At 19.7% G+C, this 20,265-nt stretch carries 12 protein-coding genes and 3 pseudogenes; 4 read left to right on the top strand and 11 right to left on the bottom strand.

All coding sequences use genetic code 11. The annotated features are described in order from the left end of the window. Window positions 1–42: 42 nt before the first annotated feature. Window positions 43–2,571, bottom strand: a pseudogene (gene secA, locus GJT95_RS00720) (preprotein translocase subunit SecA); the annotation flags it as partial. Between the two features lie 121 nt (window positions 2,572–2,692). On the opposite strand from secA, the gene GJT95_RS00715 reads away from it, so the two are divergent. Then, on the top strand, window positions 2,693–3,163 hold the full coding sequence (locus GJT95_RS00715) for a hypothetical protein (RefSeq protein WP_169785883.1): 471 nt from the start codon (window positions 2,693–2,695) through the stop codon (window positions 3,161–3,163). Window positions 3,164–3,196: 33 nt separating this feature from the next. Here the strand turns inward: GJT95_RS00715 and GJT95_RS00710 are convergent, their stop codons facing one another. From GJT95_RS00710 to rsmH, 9 genes and pseudogenes are all read right to left on the bottom strand, one after another. Beyond that, window positions 3,197–4,120, bottom strand: a complete 924-nt coding sequence (locus GJT95_RS00710; RefSeq protein WP_169785882.1) for a D-alanine--D-alanine ligase — start codon at window positions 4,118–4,120, stop codon at window positions 3,197–3,199. Window positions 4,121–4,161: 41 nt separating this feature from the next. Next, window positions 4,162–5,619 carry a UDP-N-acetylmuramate--L-alanine ligase gene (gene murC / locus GJT95_RS00705; protein ID WP_169785881.1) on the bottom strand — a complete coding sequence of 486 codons (1,458 nt, stop codon included), beginning with the start codon at window positions 5,617–5,619 and terminating at the stop codon, window positions 4,162–4,164. Between the two features lie 26 nt (window positions 5,620–5,645). Next, window positions 5,646–6,284 carry a glycosyltransferase gene (locus GJT95_RS00700; RefSeq protein WP_246225739.1) on the bottom strand — a complete coding sequence of 213 codons (639 nt, stop codon included), beginning with the start codon at window positions 6,282–6,284 and terminating at the stop codon, window positions 5,646–5,648. A gap of 57 nt (window positions 6,285–6,341) precedes the next feature. Continuing rightward, window positions 6,342–6,709, bottom strand: a pseudogene (locus GJT95_RS02290) (UDP-N-acetylglucosamine--N-acetylmuramyl-(pentapeptide) pyrophosphoryl-undecaprenol N-acetylglucosamine transferase); the annotation flags it as partial. Between the two features lie 27 nt (window positions 6,710–6,736). Continuing rightward, complete coding sequence (gene murD, locus GJT95_RS00690) at window positions 6,737–8,080, bottom strand: UDP-N-acetylmuramoyl-L-alanine--D-glutamate ligase (RefSeq protein ID WP_169785878.1); 1,344 nt, start codon at window positions 8,078–8,080, stop codon at window positions 6,737–6,739. A 19-nt stretch (window positions 8,081–8,099) separates the two neighbouring features. Continuing rightward, window positions 8,100–9,170: a phospho-N-acetylmuramoyl-pentapeptide-transferase gene (gene mraY / locus GJT95_RS00685; RefSeq protein ID WP_169786140.1), complete on the bottom strand. Its 1,071-nt coding sequence runs from the start codon at window positions 9,168–9,170 to the stop codon at window positions 8,100–8,102. A gap of 5 nt (window positions 9,171–9,175) precedes the next feature. Next, entirely contained in the window at window positions 9,176–10,546 is a 1,371-nt protein-coding gene (locus GJT95_RS00680) for a UDP-N-acetylmuramoyl-tripeptide--D-alanyl-D-alanine ligase (protein WP_169785877.1), read from the bottom strand. Next, window positions 10,543–12,048 (bottom strand): UDP-N-acetylmuramoyl-L-alanyl-D-glutamate--2,6-diaminopimelate ligase, encoded by a 1,506-nt coding sequence (gene murE / locus GJT95_RS00675; RefSeq protein WP_169785876.1) that lies wholly within the window; start codon window positions 12,046–12,048, stop codon window positions 10,543–10,545. Before murE ends, GJT95_RS00680 begins: the two co-directional genes overlap by 4 nt. A gap of 54 nt (window positions 12,049–12,102) precedes the next feature. Continuing rightward, complete coding sequence (gene rsmH, locus GJT95_RS00670) at window positions 12,103–13,026, bottom strand: 16S rRNA (cytosine(1402)-N(4))-methyltransferase RsmH (protein ID WP_169785875.1); 924 nt, start codon at window positions 13,024–13,026, stop codon at window positions 12,103–12,105. A 138-nt stretch (window positions 13,027–13,164) separates the two neighbouring features. On the opposite strand from rsmH, the gene GJT95_RS00665 reads away from it, so the two are divergent. The 3 genes and pseudogenes from GJT95_RS00665 (at window position 13,165) to gyrA (ending at window position 19,035) form a co-directional block, all read left to right on the top strand. After that, window positions 13,165–13,896, top strand: a complete 732-nt coding sequence (locus GJT95_RS00665; protein WP_169785874.1) for a Bax inhibitor-1/YccA family protein — start codon at window positions 13,165–13,167, stop codon at window positions 13,894–13,896. A 113-nt stretch (window positions 13,897–14,009) separates the two neighbouring features. Then, a pseudogene (mutS, locus tag GJT95_RS00660) lies at window positions 14,010–16,394 on the top strand (DNA mismatch repair protein MutS); the annotation flags it as partial. A 103-nt stretch (window positions 16,395–16,497) separates the two neighbouring features. Continuing rightward, entirely contained in the window at window positions 16,498–19,035 is a 2,538-nt protein-coding gene (gyrA, locus tag GJT95_RS00655; RefSeq protein ID WP_169785872.1) for a DNA topoisomerase (ATP-hydrolyzing) subunit A, read from the top strand. A 44-nt stretch (window positions 19,036–19,079) separates the two neighbouring features. Here the strand turns inward: gyrA and metK are convergent, their stop codons facing one another. Further along, window positions 19,080–20,237 carry a methionine adenosyltransferase gene (gene metK, locus GJT95_RS00650; RefSeq protein WP_169785871.1) on the bottom strand — a complete coding sequence of 386 codons (1,158 nt, stop codon included), beginning with the start codon at window positions 20,235–20,237 and terminating at the stop codon, window positions 19,080–19,082. Window positions 20,238–20,265: the final 28 nt, after the last annotated feature.

Raw genomic sequence — 20,265 nt, 5'->3', positions numbered from 1 at the left:
TTTTAAACTTTTATTTAAAACTATATTTTTTTTTTAAAAACATTGTAGTTTTATTATTTTTTGAATTTTTTTATTATCTATTTTACTTAAAGTAATAAGTACTTTTTTTTTAAAGTTATATAACATATTATTAAACATAAAAAAAGATTCACGTTTATATTCTTGTTTTGGATCTTTTTGAGCATAACCTCTTAAATGGATTCCTTGTTTTAAACATTCTATAGTTGAAAGATGTTCTTTCCATAAATTATCTAAATTTTGTAAAATAATATTTTTTTCAAAAATATTTACATATTTTTTCTCTAAAACAGAAATTTTTTTCAAATATTTTTTTTCTGTAAAATCAATAATTTTTTTGATAATAGAATTTTTATTAAATTTTTTTTGATTTTTTTTTTGATATTCATCAATCCAAATTTTAATTGGTAATTCAATATGAAAAATATTTTTAAAATAAATTTCTAATTTTTTAAAATTTAATTTTTCTTTAATAAAAGAATTAGATTTTAAATAATTATTTATTATATTTGTAAATATATCAATTTTAAAATTTCTAATAATTTGAGTAAAATTTAATGATTTTAATAATGTATTTCTTTGTAAATATATAATTAAACGTTGATCATTAATAATATCGTCATATTCAATTAATTGTTTACGTATTTCAAAATTATAACTTTCTACTTTTTTTTGTGCATTAGATATAGCTTTAGTAATCCAGGGATGTTCAATACAATCATTGGCATTCATCCCTAATTTATTCATCAAAAATAACATATTTTTTGGTGCAAAAATACGCATTAAAGAATCTTCCATCGATAAATAAAATCTAGATATACCAGGATCACCTTGTCTTCCAGCACGACCTCTTAATTGATTATCAATTCTTCTTGATTCATGACGTTCAGTACCTATTACATATAAACCTCCTAATTTTATAATTTCATTATGTTTTATCTGCCATTCTAATTTCAATTTTTCAATTTTATTAAAACTAAATTTTTTATCTATTAAAAGATTACCACCTAAAACAATATCTGTTCCTCTACCAGCCATATTAGTTGCAATTGTTACTGCTTTTTTTATACCTGCTTGTGCTATAATTTCTGCTTCTTTTACATGAAATTTAGCATTTAAAATATTATGTTTTATACCTATTTTTTTTAATTTTTTAGATATCAATTCTGATTTTTTTATCGAAATAGTACCAACCAATACAGGTTGACCTTTTGAATTTTTTTCTTTTATATCATTAATAATTGCATTTATTTTTTCTTTTTTAGTTAAATAAATTAAATCTGGAAGATCTTTTCTAATCATAGGTTTATTAGTTGGAATAATTATTGTATCTAATTTATATATTTCTTTAAATTCAAAAGATTCTGTACTAGCAGTACCTGTCATGCCTGATAATTTTTTATATAGTCTAAAATAATTTTGAAATGTAATAGACGCAAGAGTTTGATTTTCATTATTAATTTTAACATTTTCTTTTGCTTCTATTGCTTGATGTAATCCTTCTGACCATCTTCTACCTTCCATTAATCTTCCAGTATGTTCATCTACTATTATAACTTTATTATTTTTTAATATATAATCTACATTTTTTTTAAAAAGTTTATGTGCTCTTAATGCAGAAATAATATGATGCAAAATAATTATATTATTATTAGAGTATAAAGATTCACCTATATTAATTATTTTTTTTTTTGTTAAAAATTTTTCTAAAAAAATTAAACCTTTTTCTGTTAAATATACTTGACGAGATTTTTCATCTATAAAAAAATGTCCTTTACCTGTATATAAATTAGAATCTTCTTGTTTTTGATATATTAATCTAGGAATAATATGGTTTATTTTAATATATAATTCTGAATTATCTTCAGTAGGTCCTGATATAATTAAAGGTGTACGAGCTTCATCAATTAATATCGAATCAACCTCATCTATAATAGCAAAATTTAAACCACGTTGTACTTTATTATTATAATCAAAAACCATGTTATCTCTTAAAAAATCAAATCCAAATTCATTATTGGTCCCATATGTAATATCTGCTTTATATGCATTTTTTTTTTCTTTTAATGATATATTAGATATATTAAGACCTACAGTTAAACCTAAAAATTCGAATAGCATTCTATTATTTTGCGCATCACGTTGAGCTAAATAATCATTTACAGTAACAATATGAACTCCTTTATTAGTTAAAGCATTTAAATAAGCTGGTAATGTAGATGTTAATGTTTTTCCTTCACCAGTTTTCATTTCTGCTATACAATTATTATTTAAAACAATACCTCCAATTAATTGAACATCAAAATGACGCATATTAAACATTCTTTTACTAGCTTCTCTAACTGTCGCAAAAGCTTCTGGAAGAATATTTTTTAAAGTAAAGTTATTTTGTAATTTTTTTTTAAAAAATATAGTTTTATTTTGTAATTCAAAATTAGTTAAATTTTCAAATTCTTTTTCCATATTATTAATAGTGTTTACTATTTTTTGAACACATTTTAAAATATTATCATTATTGCTACCAAAAATTTTAGTAAAAATTTTTTTTAACATATAAATACTCTTAATAAGAGATATGATTGTATAATTATAAATATTATTTATTATGTATTTTAATTAAATATAAAAAATATTTATAATTCTTTTTATTAAAAATTAAATGGATAAAAAAAATATGCGTAATAATAAATTATTATTAATTAATAAATTTTTTCAACAAAAATATTATTCATCTTATACAAAAATACTATATAAAATATATATACATACAAATATTCTAATAAAAATTAATAAAATTATCAAAAAATATTTACCAATAAAATTACATAATTGGTATAATATTAAAAATGTAAAAAATAATATTTTAATCATAGAAACAAATAATGCTAGTTCTATGTTCAGATTATTATCTGAAAAATCAAATATTTTATTTTACGTAAAAAAATATGTTATTCCTTCTTTAAAGAAAATAGATATTAAAATTAATCCTATTTTTTCAAAAAAAAATTTAAAAAAAAAAAAAACAGAATTAAAAAAAAATATATTAAGTAAATTTAGTGCTAACTTATTACTTCATGTTTCAAAAAAAAGTTCAACAAAATTACGTTTAACAATAGAAAAATTTATTAAAATAGCAAATAATTAAATATAAAATTTTTTATATAAAATTATTAAAATTTTATTTAGTTAAAGATAAAATTTTAATAATTAAATTATAAAAGGATAATCCTGCCTTTTGTGCTGCTATAGGATATAAACTTTTTGGTGTCATTCCTGGAATACTATTTATTTCTAATAATCGAAAATTTTTTTTTTCATCTAAAATCACATCAATTCTCCCCCATGCTCTACAGTTTAAAACTTTCCAAGCTTTCAAAATTATATCTTCTAACTCTTTTTCTTTATTTTTATTTAAACCACTAGGACAAAAATATTTAGTAGTATTTAAATAATATTTAGATTGATAATCATAAAAAATATTTGAATATCCTATTTTAATAGGAGGTAATATTTTATTATTTAATATTCCTACTGTATATTCTGTTCCTTTTACATATTTTTCAATTAAAAGATTATTATCATATACGAATGATTTTTCTAGTATATTAAATAAATTATCCATATGATTAACTTTAAAAATACCTAAACTAGATCCATTACAATTGGGTTTGATAATAACAGGTAATGTTATTTGTAAAATTTTTTTTTCTATCGTTAAATAATTTTTTTTAATAAAATCTTTTTTATTTAATAGAAAATATGGATAAATAATAGGTAATCCATGCTCTTTCCAAATAATTTTTGTTAAAAATTTATTTATAGTTATTGCTGAAGATAATATCCCACTTCCAGTATAAGGAATATTTAAATACTCTAATATTCCTTGCACAGTTCCATCTTCACCTCCTTTGCCATGTAAAGCTATAAAAGCTTTTTTAAATCCATATTTTTTTAAATATAATAATGGGAAAGTAATAGGATCTATTCCAATAACATTAATTCCTGATTTTTTTAAAGTATTTAAAATTGATTTACCAGATTTTAAAGATATTTCTCTTTCTAGAGAACTACCTCCAAATAAAACAACTATTTTATTAGACATATTTAAAATAAAACTTATTAATTAATTTAATATTTTTTGTTTTAGAATTTATTTTTTATAAAAAATGATGATAAATTATTAATATCACCAGCTCCTTGAAAAATTAATATTTCATTCCCTTCTAATTTAGAAAAAATATAATGTGTAATACTATAATAATCTGTTAATTTTATATATTGAGAAATAATAATACCTAATTCATTTATCTTTTTAGATAAAAATTTACTATCAGAATTTTTGATAAAATTTTCTCCTGCTGAATAAACTTTTAATAAAAATAATTTATCAACTTTAGATAATACTTTAATAAATTCATCTAATAAATTTTTGGTTCTTGAATAACGATGAGGTTGAAAAACCATTATTAATTTTTTATTTGGCCATATTTTACGTGCTGTATTTATAGTTACGTTTATTTCAGTTGGATGATGTCCATAATCATTAATAATTAATACATTACATTGGCATGATATTTTTTTTTTAAGATAAATTGTACCTAAAATATCAAATCTTCGTATAATTCCATGAAAATTTTTTAATGATTTTAAAATAATTTTATTATTTAAATTATTAAATTTTGCAGTAGCAAATGCTGCTGTTGCATTTAATGCATTATGATATCCAGGAATACTTAAGTTAATTTTAAAAGATAAATATGTTTTTTTTTCTAATATATAAAATTGACTTTTATAACCAATTTGTTTGTAATTATATAATTGTATATCAGCATTTTTATTAAAACCATATGTAATAATATTTTGTTTAATATTAAATTTATTTTTTTTTATTAAATCATAATTATTAATATTATCTATACAAATAATTATGCAACCATAAAATGGTATTTTTTTTAAAAATTTTAAAAATGTTTTTTTTAAAACCTCTATGTTATTTTTATAACAATCTAAATGTTCATTTTCAATATTTGTTATTATATTAATAGTTGGTTTTAAATATAAAAATGATTTATCACTCTCATCTGCTTCTGTAATAAAATATTTGCCAGAACCTAAATAAGCATATTCTTTAGAAAATTTTAAGATCCCCCCATTTATAAATGTAGGATCTAATCCAGATAATCTGTATATTTCATAAATCATAGCTGTAGTTGTAGTTTTACCATGTGTACCTGTAATGGTAATTCCATAGTAAAATTTCATCAATTCTACTAACATTTGTACTCTACTAATTATAGTAATATTTAATTTTTTTGCAATAACTAATTCTGGATTATTATTTTTAATAGCACTAGATTTAACAATAAGATCTATATTATTTGTAATATTTTTAATTTTATGTTCGAAATAAATATTAATACCTAATGAAATTAAATTTTTTGTAATAAAATTAGAAATTAAATCTGAACCACTAACTCTAAATCCCTGTTTTACTAAAATTTTTGCGATTCCTCCCATGCCAGAACCACCAATACCAATTAAATATATATGATTAATATTTCTCATTTTTGGTATTTTTTGAAAATTTATTATACTAGACATATTTTTTATATATTTGAATTTAAATATTAATTAATTTTTATTTTATTTAATTCTTCATAAATTAATTCTGTAGAATTAATTATAGATAAACTACAAGTTTTATTTATCATGTTTATAATTTGATTTTTATTAAGATTTAATATTAAATTAGCAATTTTATTATAATTTATATTATTTTGTTCAAAAATTTTAGCTATTCCTATATTTTTTAAATATATTGCATTAAAATATTGTTGTTTGTCTTTATGTTGAAAAGGTATAAAAATAGCAGGTAGCCCTATTGCAGTAATCTCACTAACAGTCATAGCTCCTGACCTACATATGATTATATCAGCCCATTCATATGCTTTATGAATATCTTGTATATATTCTTTAATAATGATATTACTAATAATATTATATTTTTTATATTTACAAAATATTTTTTTAAAATTACCTTTCCCTACTTGATGTAAAATAAATATTTTATTTTTTAAAATTTTAGCTAGATTTACACCTATTTTATTTATTATATGTGCTCCTTGACTTCCTCCTGTAATTAATAAATGAATTGGTTTGTGAATTTCAAAAAATTTTTTTTTATATAAAGATAATTTAATAATATTACAATCTAAGGGATTACCTACCAATATAGCATTAGTAAATGTATTAGGATATGCTTGCATAGTTTTAGTTGCTATTTTATATAAAATTTTATTTGTCATACCGGAAACATTATTTTGTTCATGTATTACTAACGGTATCCGACATAACCATGCTGCTAATCCACTAGGTCCTGAAATATAACTACCCATTGTTAGTATTATATGTGGTTTATATTTTTTATAAATTAAAATAGATTTATAAGTTGATATTATTAATTTAATAATAGTAAAAATGATTGAAAAAATATATTTTTGTTTTTAAATCTATAAAATTTTATTAAATAAATATGTATATTTTTTTTAGGAATAATTTGTGCTTCCATCCTAGAATCTGTTCCTAACCAACGTACTTCCCAACCTTTATTTTTTAAAATATATGCTATATTTAAAGCTGGATTGATATGTCCCCTAGTACCTCCAGCTACTATAAGAATTTTTTTTTTCATTTTATTAAAATTTAATATTTAAAATATTTAAATTATAAATTTTTTTACAGAAGTATATGTATATTTATGTATTTTTTTTACTATTTTAATAAATTCATTTCCACGATGTTTAAAATTTTTAAATTGATCAATACTAGAACATGCTGGAGATAATAATACAATATCTCCAAATTTTACTAATTTAATAATTTTTTTTACTCCTTCATGTATTGTTTTTACTATTATTGCTCGAGGGAAAATAGGTAATATTTTTTCGCTTAATTTACCAAAACAAAGAATTTTTATATTATTTTTTTTTTGTAAATATTTTTTTAATAAAGATAAGTTACAATTTTTGTCATAACCTCCTAAAAATAACCAAATTCTTTTTTTTCTATGTAAATACTCTAAAGCAGCTTTTGTACTACTAATATTAGTTGATTTTGAATCATTAATCCAAGTTACTCCATTTTCTTTATGAATAATTTGTAATATATGATCCATATTTTTATAATTATTAATTTCTTTAAAAAAATTTTTTTTAGAAATTTTTAATATATCTGTGACAGCTAATACAGCTAAAAAATTTAAATAATTATGGATGCCAATTAATTTAGTTTTATTAAAATTAAATATTTTTTTATTATTTATTTTTAAATAAATATTTTTTTTACTAAAAAATAAATTATATGTGCCTAAAAATTTACCAAATGTAATATATTTTTTCTCATTATAAAATTTTTTAGGATAACATAATATATCATCAGCATTATATATGCAAATATCGGCATTTTTATAAATACGTAATTTAAAATTACGGTACTGTTCAATACCTAAAGGATATCTATCCATGTGATCTTGTGAAATATTTAAAATTATAGCAATATATATATTTAATTTTTTAACTGTTTCTAATTGGAAACTAGATATTTCTAAAATATAAAAATCTTTTTTAAAAGATAAAAGATCCATTACTGGATATCCAGTATTACCTCCAATACTAACCTGAAAATTATTTTTTTTCATAATATTAGTAATCATATTAGTTACAGTGCTTTTACCATTAGTACCTGTTATAGCTATTAGAGGAGTAGTATTATAACGAGCAAATAATTCCATATCTCCTATAATTTCAATATTTTTTTTTTGAGCTTTTAATATTAAATTATTAAATATTGATATACCGGGACTTAAAATAATTAATTGAGAATTAAGTATCCAATTCTTATTTAAAGAACCAAGATGATATGGTACATATAAAGGTATTTTTTTTAGTAAGTAAGAATCATTACGTTCATCCATAACAGTTGGGATAATTTTTTTTTTTAATAAAAATCTTAAACAAGATATACCTGTTATACCTAAACCTATAATAAGTATTTTTTTATTCATTTTCGTATGTTGTCAAATATTATATTATTATAAAAGTAAACAATATTAATATTAATGAAATAATCCAAAATCTAATAATAATACAAGGTTCTAAAATCCCTTGTAATTCATAATGATGATGCAAAGGAGCCATTAAAAAAAATCTTTTTTTCGTATATTTAAATTTTATTAACTGAATAATAACAGAAATTGATTCAATAATAAATATACCACACATTATAAGAAATAAGAATTCTTGTTTTATAAAAATTGCAATTATTGAGATCATGCAACCTAAAGATAATGAACCTACATCTCCCATAAAAATTTTTGCAGGATATGCATTATACCATAAAAATGCTAATCCAGAACCAACTATAGATAAACAAATAATTATTAATTCTGTAGAATTTTTTATATAAACAAAATTAAAATATTTAGAAAAATATACATTTCCTGTAAAATAGGATAAGCAAGTTAAACCTAATGAAATAAAAATAATAGGCATAATTGCTAAACCATCTAACCCATCAGTTAAATTTACAGAATTACTAATTATTATTATAATAAAATAATATATTATTATATATAAAATAATATTTAAATTATATTTAATAATTTTATGTGTAAAAGGTATAATAAATTGTATATATAACTCTTTTTTATTATTTATTAATATAAATAATATAAAAAAAATATTAACAATTGATTGTAAAAAAATTTTTTTATATGCAGTCAATCCTATTGAATTTTTTAAAATAATTTTATAAAAATCATCTATAAAACCAATTATAGAATATAAAAATGTTATAAATAATATATATAAAATATATTTATTAGATAAATCTGACCAAAGAATTACAGAAATAAAGATAGATAGTAATATAATAATCCCTCCCATAGTAGGGGTTTTTTTTTTAGCAAAATGTGTAATTGGACCATTTTTTCTAATTATTTGAGAAATTTTTTTTTTATAAAAATAATTAATAAAAATTGGAATTAAAAAAAATGTAATACTAAATGATGTTATAAATGTCATTATAGAACGTATTTTAAAATTTATAAAAAAAAAATTTACATATTTTAAATAATTTTTAAAATAAGTAAACAGTATTATTAACATTTTAATTTCTCCAATAACATTTCAATTAATATTTCTATTTTATTTTTACGTGACCCTTTAAACAAAATAGTATAATTATTAAAATTTTTAATCATTAAAAATAATTTCTCTACTAGTATATTTTTATAAAAACAATGTTGTGCTTTTATATTATTTTTAGTACAATAATAACTATACTTACCAATACTAAAAACATAATCTATATTAGATTTTAAAATTAATTCTTTTATTTTTTTATGATAAAAAATAGTATAAACACCTAATTCTAACATATCACCAATAACCAAAATTTTTTTACCAGAAAAATTTTCTAAAATATTGATAGCTATATTTACTGAATTTGGATTTGCATTATAAGTATCATTTATAATAAGTTTATTATTATCAATAATAATTGGATACATTCTTCCTTTAATAGATTTAAAATTTTTTAATCCAATTGCTATATCTTTTAAAGTAGATCCTACAGAAAATGATAATGTTGCTGATGCTAATGCATTATTAATATTATGTATTCCTCCACCAATAAGAAATAATGTAATTAATATTTTACCTATAGGAGAAATTAATAAAAATGTAATTTTATTAGGTAAAATAATTATATTTTTAGCAAAAAAATCTGCTTTACTATTTTGTAAAGAAAAAGTTAAGATATTACTATCTTTATTTAATTTTTCAAAAATTTTTTTTTGATTTTTATCATCATAATTAATAACTGCAGTTCCTTTATTTTTTAAATATTTAAAAATATCACTTTTATTTTTAATAATATTTTTTAAAGATTTAAAACCTTCTAAATGTGATTCTGATATATTATTAATTAATGCAATATTAGGTTTTACTAAATTAGCAATATAAGAAATATCATTAATTTGATTTCCTCCTATTTCAATTACTGCATACTTATATTTATTTTTTAACTTTATTAAAGTTAAAGGTACACCAATATGATTATTCATATTTTTTTTAGTAAAAATAGTTTTATTTTTATTCTTTAAAATAGATACAGTCATTTCTTTAACTGATGTTTTGCCAGATGATCCAGTAATACCAATTACACTATGTTTAAATTGCATTCTTTTCCATAAACCTAATTTAGCTAATCCTATAGTTGTATTTAATACAATAATTTGAGGAATATTAGTATTTATATATTTATGTACTAATATAGCTGATGCTCCATTTTTAATGGCATCATTAATAAAATGATGTCCGTCAAATTTATTTCCACATATAGCAATAAAAATACAATTTTGTTTAATTTTTTTACTATTTATAGAATAATTTAATATTTTAATATTATTACCAATTAATTTACCATTTATTACTTGTGATATTTTTTTTAAACTAATTAATTTATTCATTTTTTCTTTCTTAAAATTTTTTGAATAGCATTAAAATCTGAATAATTAAAAATTTTATTACCTATAATTTGATAATTTTCATGACCTTTACCAGCGACTAAAATAGTATCTATTCTAGATGAATGAGATATTGCATAAGAAATAGCTTTAATTCTATTTAAAATAATATAAACATTTTTTAATGTAATACATCCTTTTTTTATATCATTAATAATATTATTAATGTTTTCTTTTCTAGGATTATCAGTAGTTAAAATTATAATATCAGCATATTTTGTAGCTATATATCCCATTATTTGTCTTTTTCCTATATCTCTTTCTCCTCCACATCCGAAGATACACCATATTTTTCCTTTAATGTTTAATTTAATGGTTAATAATACATTTTTAAGTGCATCAGGAGTATGAGCATAATCAATTATTATATTAGTATATTTTTTTTTAAAAAAAATTTTTTGCATTCTTCCTTGAATAGGAAAAATTTTTGAAACTGTTTTTATTAATTTTTTTAAAGGAAAATTTAAATTTAATAATGTAGCCATACATAATATAATATTTATTACATTAAATTGACCTATTAAATTTGTTTTTATTTTTCCATTTCCCCAAATAGAATTAAATTTAATAATAGTATAATTAGATAAATAAATTATTTTTTTTATATATATAAATAAATTTGATTTATATAATAAATTTTTTGATTTAGTAGTAATAACTGTAACATTTGATAATTTTTTACACCATTTTAATCCTATATTATCATCAATATTTATAATTTTTTTTTTTATTTTATGAGTAGAAAAAAATTTCCATTTAGATAATTCATAATTTTTCATATTAATGTGATAATCTAAATGATCTCTTGTTAAATTTGTAAAAACACCAATAGAAAATATTATATTAGCTACTCTAAATTGATCTAATCCATGTGATGAAACTTCCATAATTACAATATTTGCTTTTTTATCTATAAATTTTTTTAATGTAGATTGTATTTCTATAGCAGAATCAGTTGTATTATTTGTTTTAATTAAATTTTTATAAAAACCATTTCCTATAGTACTTAAAATAGCAGGTTTATAACCTAATAATTTAATCCATTGCATTAAAAAATGTGTTATACTTGTTTTTCCATTAGTTCCAGTGATTCCTATAATGGGAATTTTTTTACTTGGATGATTATATAATATACCTGCAAGATATGAAATTTGTTTGCGTAAATTTGGTAAATAGATAATAGGTATATTATTTTTTACTTTTATGGTATAAGGTAATATTTTTTTATCAGAATATGTTAATATTGCTATTGCTCCTTTTAATATAGCTTGTGTTATAAAATTTTTACCATCATATTTATATCCTTTAATTGCTATAAATAAACAATTTTTACCTTCAATTTTTCTACTATCTAAAACAATTTTATTTATCAAAATATTTTTTATTAAATTATGTTTAATATAATTACTTAATAGTTTTTGTAAACTAAATAAAGGAAGATTCAATGATAAGTCCTTAATATAAATAAATTATTACATTTATACTAAAATTATTATTTTTTATATTTTTTGTGCAACACGTAATATTGCACTTCTAGATCTTAAATTTTTTAAAATTTCATTTTTTTTAGGAAAAATTTTACCAATAATTTTTAATGTTAATTTTATATCTTTAGAATAAAAAAACTTTATCTGTTTTTCTGTTAAAGGTAATTTATTAATTTGATTTTGATAAGAACTATGTTTTTTCATAAATAATTTTATAATTCTATCTTCTGTAGAATGAAAACTAATTATTGATATAATTCCTCCTTTTTTTAATAATTTTAATGAAATATTTAATCCTTTTTTTAATTCTTCTATTTCTTTATTTAAAAAAATTCTTATAGCTTGAAAAGATCTTTTTGCTGGATGTTTAAATCTATTTTTTTTACTAACCATAGAAATTACAGATGATAAATCATGTGTACTATTTAATTTATTATTAGATATATATTTTTTTATATTATATGCTATTTTTTTATGATATTTTTCTTCACCATATATTTTTAATATTTCTGATAATTTTTTTACATTTATATGACTTAATAAATCATAGGCAGTCATTTTTTCATTCTGATTTATACGCATATCTAATGGTCCATTAAACATATAAGAAAAACCTCTTTTAGGATTATCTAATTGAAATGAAGAAATACCTAAATCAAATAATATACCATCTATTATACTTATTTTGTTATTAAATAATTTTTGTAAATTTGAAAAACTATCATTAATATAAATAATTCTTTTATCTAAAATTTTATGTTTTAATAATGTTTTTATATCACGATCTATAGCATAAATTTTCCCTTGATTACTTAATTTAGATAAAATTAATTTTGTATGTCCTCCACAACCATATGTAGCATCTATATACGTTCCATTTTTTTTAATATTTAAACTATTAATAGATTCTTTTAATAAAACTGGAATATGACTCATTATATGACATTTAATTTAATTAAATACTGTATAATTAATATATTATATACTATAATATATTAATTTATAATTAAAATATTTTTAATATAAATTAATATTTATTTAAAAATTTGGTTAAATTTTTAAAAGGTAATATTTATGATAGAATATCCAAATTCTAAAAGTACTACTTTATTAAAAAAAGAAAAAAATTTTTATATACAAAAATACTTTCAAAAAGTATATGGCTGGATGTCTTGTGGTTTATTATTAACTGCATTTATTGCTTGGTATATATCTAATACAGTACAAATTACAAAATATTTATTAAGTAATAAATATTTTTTATTAAGTGTATGTTTTATACAGTTTATATTGGTTTTTATTATTTCTAGTTTTATAAATCGATTATCTGGAAAAACATTAACTACTTTATTTATGTTTTATTCATGTTTAACAGGATTCACAACAGCTGGAATATTTTCTATATATAGTCAAAATACTATTTTTACGGCGTTTATAACTACATCATTAACTTTTTTATTTATGTGTATTTGGGGGTTTTTTACTAAAAAAGATTTAACTAATTTAGGTAGCATAATTATTATGGGTATTATTGGTATATTAATTTCTTCTTTTATAAATTTATGGTTACAAAATAGCTTTATAGCATCTATAGTTAATTATCTTGGTGTAATTTTTTTTACATTAATTATAGCTTATGATACTCAAAAACTTAAAAATATTGCAACAAAAATTAGTTTAAATGAACATGATCAAGATAATTTAAGAAGATATGCTATTTTAGGTGCACTTATGTTATATTTGGATTTTATTAATTTATTTTTTATAATATTACGTATGATTAGTAATAATGATGATGATAAATAATAATTTTGTATATAAAAAATATAAATTTAACTTTTTTTATATAAAAACTTTTTTATGTAAATTAAGACATTAAAATAAATAATTAATATATTTTAAAATTATAAATATAACATATGACACCTATGATAAAACAATATTTAGAAATAAAAAAACAATATCCTAATATTATTCTATTTTATAGATTAGGAGATTTTTACGAAATGTTTTTTCAAGATGCCAAAAAAGCATCTCAATTATTAAATATTGTATTAACTAAAAGAGGAAAAATTAATGGAAAATCTATTCCTATGGCAGGCATACCAGTTAATAAAGTTGCAAACTATTTATCTAAATTAATTAAATTAGGAGAATCAATAGCTATTTGTGAACAAGTAGAAAACAAAAATTTATCATATAAAAAAAAAATTTTGGATAGGAAAATAGTTCGAATTATCACTCCTGGAACAGTTAGTGATGATGTTTTATTAAATGATCATGTTGATAATTTATTAGCTGCTATTTATCAAGATATAAAATTAGGATTTGGTTATGCAACATTAAATATTAGTTCTGGTGATTTTAGAATCACAGAAAATAAGGATATTAATATAATTGGAGGAGAATTACAAAGAACAAATCCTACAGAATTATTATATCCAGAAAATTTTAATAATATGAATTTAATAAAAAAAATAAAATTTATTCAATGTAGACCATTATGGGAATTTGATGTAGATACATCTATACAAAAATTAAACATGCAATTTGGAACTAAAAATTTAAAAAGTTTTGGTATCGAAAATTCATTGATAGCTATTCGTGCAGCAGGTTGTTTGCTTCAGTATGTTCAAGATACTCAAAAAGTATATTTACCTCATATTAATAATATTTATTTAGAAAATCATGATAATGAAATTATTTTAGATGAAAATACTCGTAAAAATTTAGAAATCATCAACAGTATTTCTGGTAATGATAATAATACTTTAATTAAAGTATTAGATCATACTACAACTAGTATGGGTAGTCGTTTATTAAAACGTTGGTTAAATAACCCTATAAGAAATATAAAAATTATTTTAGATAGACAAAATAGTATTTCTGTATTACAAAAATATTATTTAAAATTTAAAAAAAATTTATTAAAAATTAATGATATTGAAAGAATTATTGCTAGATTAGCATTACAAACTGCTAAACCAAATGATTTGGTTTCTTTAAGAAATACATTAATTCATTTACCTAAAATTCATAAAATATTAAATATTATAGATGTTTGTGAAATAAAATCCAAAATTTTAAATTTAGGATTATTTTTAAAATTAAAAGAATTATTAATAAAATCTATAAAAAAAAAACCTTCATTATCTTTAAAAGATGGAAATGTTATAGCTACAGGCTATAATTTTTTATTAGATAAGTTAAGAAAATTTTCAAAAGATTCTAAAAAATATTTATCTTTTTTAGAAAAGAAAGAACAAATTTTATTAAATTTAAAAAAATTAAAAATAGGTTTTAATACAATCCATGGATATTATATTCAAATTAATAAAAATTATAAATTAAATATACCAAATAAATATATTAAAATTCAAACTTTAAAAAATTTTAATAGGTATACAATACCAGAATTACAAAAATATCAGACAGATATTTTATATTCCAAAGAAAAACTTTTAAGTTTAGAAAAAACTTTATATAATAAATTATTTTATTATATAAATCCTTTTTTGAAAAATTTGCAAGAATTATCATTATATTTATCAGAATTAGATGTATTATGTAATTTAGCTGAACGTTCTTTAACTTTAAATTATACTTGTCCTATTATTAATAAAAAAATAGGAATATCTTTAACTAATTCAAGACATCCTATCGTTGAAAATATTAGAAAGTTACCGTTTATACCTAATAATATATTTTTAACAAAAACAAATCATATGTTAATAATAACAGGACCAAATATGGGGGGGAAAAGCACTTACATGAGACAAATTGCATTAATTATTTTAATGACTTATATAGGAAGTTATGTTCCAGCTGATAAAGCTATTATAGGACCAATAGATAGGATCTTTACTAGAATAGGATCAACTGATGATATTTCTTCTGGATTATCTACTTTTATGGTAGAAATGATAGAAACAGCAAATATTTTAAGAAATGCAACAAATAAAAGTTTAGTATTAATGGATGAAATAGGAAGAGGAACATCAACATATGATGGTTTAGCAATTGCATGGGCTTGTGCTGAAAATATGGCAAAAAAAATTAAATCACTTACTTTATTTGCTACTAATTATATCGAATTAACTAATTTAAAAGATACAAACAAATGTGTAAAAAATGTATATTTTGATGCAGTAGAATTAAATAATTCTATTGTTTTTTTACATAAAATTAAAAATGGATCAATAAATAAAAATTATGGTTTATTTGTAGCATCCTTAGCAGGAATTCCTAAAGAAGTTATTAATCAGGCAAAAAAAAAAATTAAACAATTAGAAAATCATAATACTTTAAACTAAATTTTTATAAAAGTTAGGTTTAAATAAATATAAATTCTATTAGTTTTATAATTAAGAAATTAATTTAATTAAAGTTTAAAGGATATTTATTTACATGAATTTTTTTGCTAAAGAAATAAAATTAATTAATATTGAAGAAGAATTAAAAAATTCTTATTTAGATTACGCAATGTCAGTTATAGTAGGTAGAGCCTTACCAGACATAAGGGATGGATTAAAACCAGTGCATAGACGTATATTATACGCGATGTATGTATTAGGTAATACATGGAATAAGTCTTACAAAAAATCTGCTAGAATAGTAGGAGATGTTATTGGTAAATATCACCCGCATGGGGATAATGCAGTATATGACACAATTGTAAGATTAGTTCAGACATTTTCATTAAGATATCCTTTAATTAAAGGACAAGGAAATTTTGGATCCATTGATGGAGATTCAGCTGCAGCTATGCGTTATACAGAAATTAAAATGACTAAAATATCTCAGGAAATCATTAATGATTTAGAAAAAGATACAGTTAATTATGTATTTAATTATGATGGAACAGAAAAAATTCCTGAAATAATGCCTACTAAAATACCTAATTTATTAATAAATGGATCATCAGGAATAGCTGTAGGAATGACAACTAATATACCTCCTCATAATATTACTGAAGTAATTAATGGTTGTTTAGCTTATATAAATAATAATAAAATTTCTGTACAAGAATTAATGAATTATATTCCAGGTCCAGATTTTCCTACATCCGGTATTATTTATGGTATTAATGGTATTAAAAATGCTTATTCTACAGGTAAAGGAAAAATTTTTCTTAGAGGACGTACTAAAATTATTAAAAATAAACAAAAAAAATATAAAACTATTATAATTTATGAATTACCTTATCAAGTAAATAAATCTAAATTAATAAAAAAAATAGCTTTATTAATAAAAGAAAAAAAAATTCAAGGAATTAAAACTTTAAGAGATGAATCAGATAAAGATGGAATAAGAATTTTAATTAAAGTAAAAATTGATATTTCTACTAATATTATTTTAAATTATTTATATACATTAACACCTTTACAAATTACTTTTAATATAAATATGGTTTCCCTATATAAGGGTGAACCTATTTTAATGTCTTTAAAAAATATTATTAAAGCATTTATTTCTCATCGTCGTGAAATAGTAATAAGAAGAACAAATTATCAAATTAATAAAACTCGTAATAAAGCACATATATTAGAAGGATTAATAGTTGCTTTGTTAAATATACAAGAAATAATAAAAATTATACGTTCTTCTAAAATATCAGATACTATAAAAAATGAAATTTGTACAAAATCTTGGAAAATACCAGATATATCACAATTATTTTTATTTCAAGAACAAAAATTGTTAAATAGTTATTTAACTAACTCTAATTTAGTAAAATTTAATCAAAATTATCATTTTAGTTATAGTCAAGTTAGAGCTATTTTAGATTTAAAATTAAATAAATTAACAACATTAGAATATAAAAAATTGTGTATTGAATATCAAAATTTGATATATAAAATTTCTAAATTAGTTAAAATTATTAATAGTTATAAATATTTAATGAAAGTAATATATAATGAATTAATTATAATTAAAAAAGAATTTGGAGATAATAGAAAAACTGAAATTATTTTAGATAAAAACATTCCTATTATAAATACAAAAGATTTAATTAAACATGAAAAAGTCATTATTACTTTATCTTACCAAGGTTACATAAAATATCAAAAAATTGATGAATATCATCTACAACATAGAGGAGGTAGAGGAAAATTAACTACAAAATTAAAAGAAAATGATTTTATTTATAAAATTTTAATAGCTTATACTCATGATAGTATTTTATTATTTTCTAATATAGGTAAATTATATTGGTTAAAAGTATATAATATCCCTAAATTTAGTAGATTTTCTCAAGGGAAACCTATTATTAATTTACTTTCCTTAAAAAATAAGGAAAAAATTACTAGTTTATTAATAGTAAATGAATATAAAAATAATTCTAATTTAATTATGGTAACTAGACAAGGAATAATAAAAAAAACTAATTTGAAAAAATTTAGTCATCCAAGATCTAAAGGTATTATTGCAATTAAACTAAAAGAAAATGATGTTTTAATTGGAGTATCTATTGTAGATATAAAAGATAAAATTATGTTATTTACGTCACAAGGAAAAGTAGTAAAATTTTGTGAAACAAAAGTTAGATCTATGGGTAGAAATACAGTAGGTGTAAAAGGAATTAATATTTTAAAACAGAAAAATGATTTTGTTGTTTCATTAACAGTCATTAAACTCCCTTTTAAAGGTAATATTTTTACTATAACAGAAAATGGATATGGTAAATGTACAAATAATGAGTTATTTCCTACAAGATCTAGATATACTAAAGGAATTTTATCTATGATAATTAATAAAAGAAATGGATTATTAATAGGATCACTAAAAGTTAAACAAAATGATCAAGTTATTATAATAACAAATATGGGTAATTTAATACGTATTAATATATCTGAAATTTGTGTTGTTGGACGTAATACTAAAGGTGTTATTATAATTAAAACTAAATTTAATGAAAAAGTAATAGGATTACAAAAAATTTAAATTATTAAATGTTATATTTCAATATATTTATTGAATAAATTAATTTATTTTATATTAAAAAAATTTTTAAATTCATTTATCTTATTTGTTTTTTCCCATGTAAAAATATTTCTACCAAAATGTCCGTACGATGCAGTTTTTCTATATATAGGTTTTAAAAGATTTAGCATATTAATTAAATTAAAAGGTCGTAAATCAAAATTATTTTTAATAAATAACATAATATTTCTATCAGAAATTTTACTAGTACCAAAAGTATTTACCATAATTGAAATTGGTTTAGCAATGCCGATAATATATGCAATTTGTATTTCACAGCGTGAAGCTAAATTTGACGCAACTATATTTTTTGCTATATAACGTGCTGCATATGCAGCAGATCTATCTACTTTTGATGGATCTTTACCTGAAAAAGCACCTCCTCCATGTCGAGCCATACCGCCATAAGTATCTACAATAATTTTTCTTCCAGTTAAACCACAGTCTCCAAAAGGACCACCTACAATAAAACGGCCAGAAGGATTAATAAAAAATTTAGTTTGTTTATTAATCCATTTTTTTGGTAATACTGGTTTAATAATTTCTTCCATAACAGCTTCTATTAATTTTTTAGAAGATATTTCTTTAGAAATTTGTGTAGATAAAACAACAGAATTTATATTTATAATTTTATTATTTTTATATTTAAATGTAATTTGACTTTTAGCATCTGGTTCTAACCATGATAAAATTTTTTTTTTTCTAACCTGTGCTTGTTGATACATTAGTTTATGTGCATAGATGATAGGTGCCGGCATAAAAACATCAGTTTCATTAGTAGCATATCCAAATACAAATCCTTGATCTCCAGCTCCTTGATTATATTTATCTAAATTAGATGTAATTCCTTGATTAATATCATCAGATTGTTTGCTTATAATATTTAATATCGTACATGTATTAGCATTAAATCCAATTTTAGAATTAGTATATCCGATTTCTTTTATAGTTTTTCTTGTTATTTTTTCTATATTTATATTAGCTTTAGTAGTTATTTCTCCTCCAATTAACACCATATTATTTTTAATATATGTTTCACATGCTACACGTGATTTAATATCTTGTTTTATTATATTATCTAATATTGCATCAGAAATTTGATCTGCAATTTTATCCGGATGACCTTCTGATACAGATTCTGAAGTGAATAAATATTCTGTCATTAAATTTATTTCCTATAAATATATTTAA

The organism is Enterobacteriaceae endosymbiont of Donacia crassipes, from assembly GCF_012569785.1.
Taxonomy (GTDB): Bacteria; Pseudomonadota; Gammaproteobacteria; order Enterobacterales; family Enterobacteriaceae.
The sequence above is the reverse complement of the archived record's forward strand: the minus strand, read 5'-3'. Positions and strand labels throughout refer to the sequence as shown.

Coding starts and splice junctions, on each gene's coding strand:
- GJT95_RS00715 (WP_169785883.1), top strand. CDS start 2,693: ATGCGTAATAATAAATTATTATTAATTAATAAATTTTTTCAACAAAAA.
- metK (WP_169785871.1), bottom strand. CDS start 20,237: ATGACAGAATATTTATTCACTTCAGAATCTGTATCAGAAGGTCATCCG.
- murD (WP_169785878.1), bottom strand. CDS start 8,080: ATGAATAAAAAAATACTTATTATAGGTTTAGGTATAACAGGTATATCT.
- GJT95_RS00700 (WP_246225739.1), bottom strand. CDS start 6,284: ATGCAAGCATATCCTAATACATTTACTAATGCTATATTGGTAGGTAAT.
- GJT95_RS00680 (WP_169785877.1), bottom strand. CDS start 10,546: ATGAATAAATTAATTAGTTTAAAAAAAATATCACAAGTAATAAATGGT.
- murC (WP_169785881.1), bottom strand. CDS start 5,619: ATGTCTAGTATAATAAATTTTCAAAAAATACCAAAAATGAGAAATATT.
- rsmH (WP_169785875.1), bottom strand. CDS start 13,026: ATGAGTCATATTCCAGTTTTATTAAAAGAATCTATTAATAGTTTAAAT.
- GJT95_RS00710 (WP_169785882.1), bottom strand. CDS start 4,120: ATGTCTAATAAAATAGTTGTTTTATTTGGAGGTAGTTCTCTAGAAAGA.
- gyrA (WP_169785872.1), top strand. CDS start 16,498: ATGAATTTTTTTGCTAAAGAAATAAAATTAATTAATATTGAAGAAGAA.
- GJT95_RS00665 (WP_169785874.1), top strand. CDS start 13,165: ATGATAGAATATCCAAATTCTAAAAGTACTACTTTATTAAAAAAAGAA.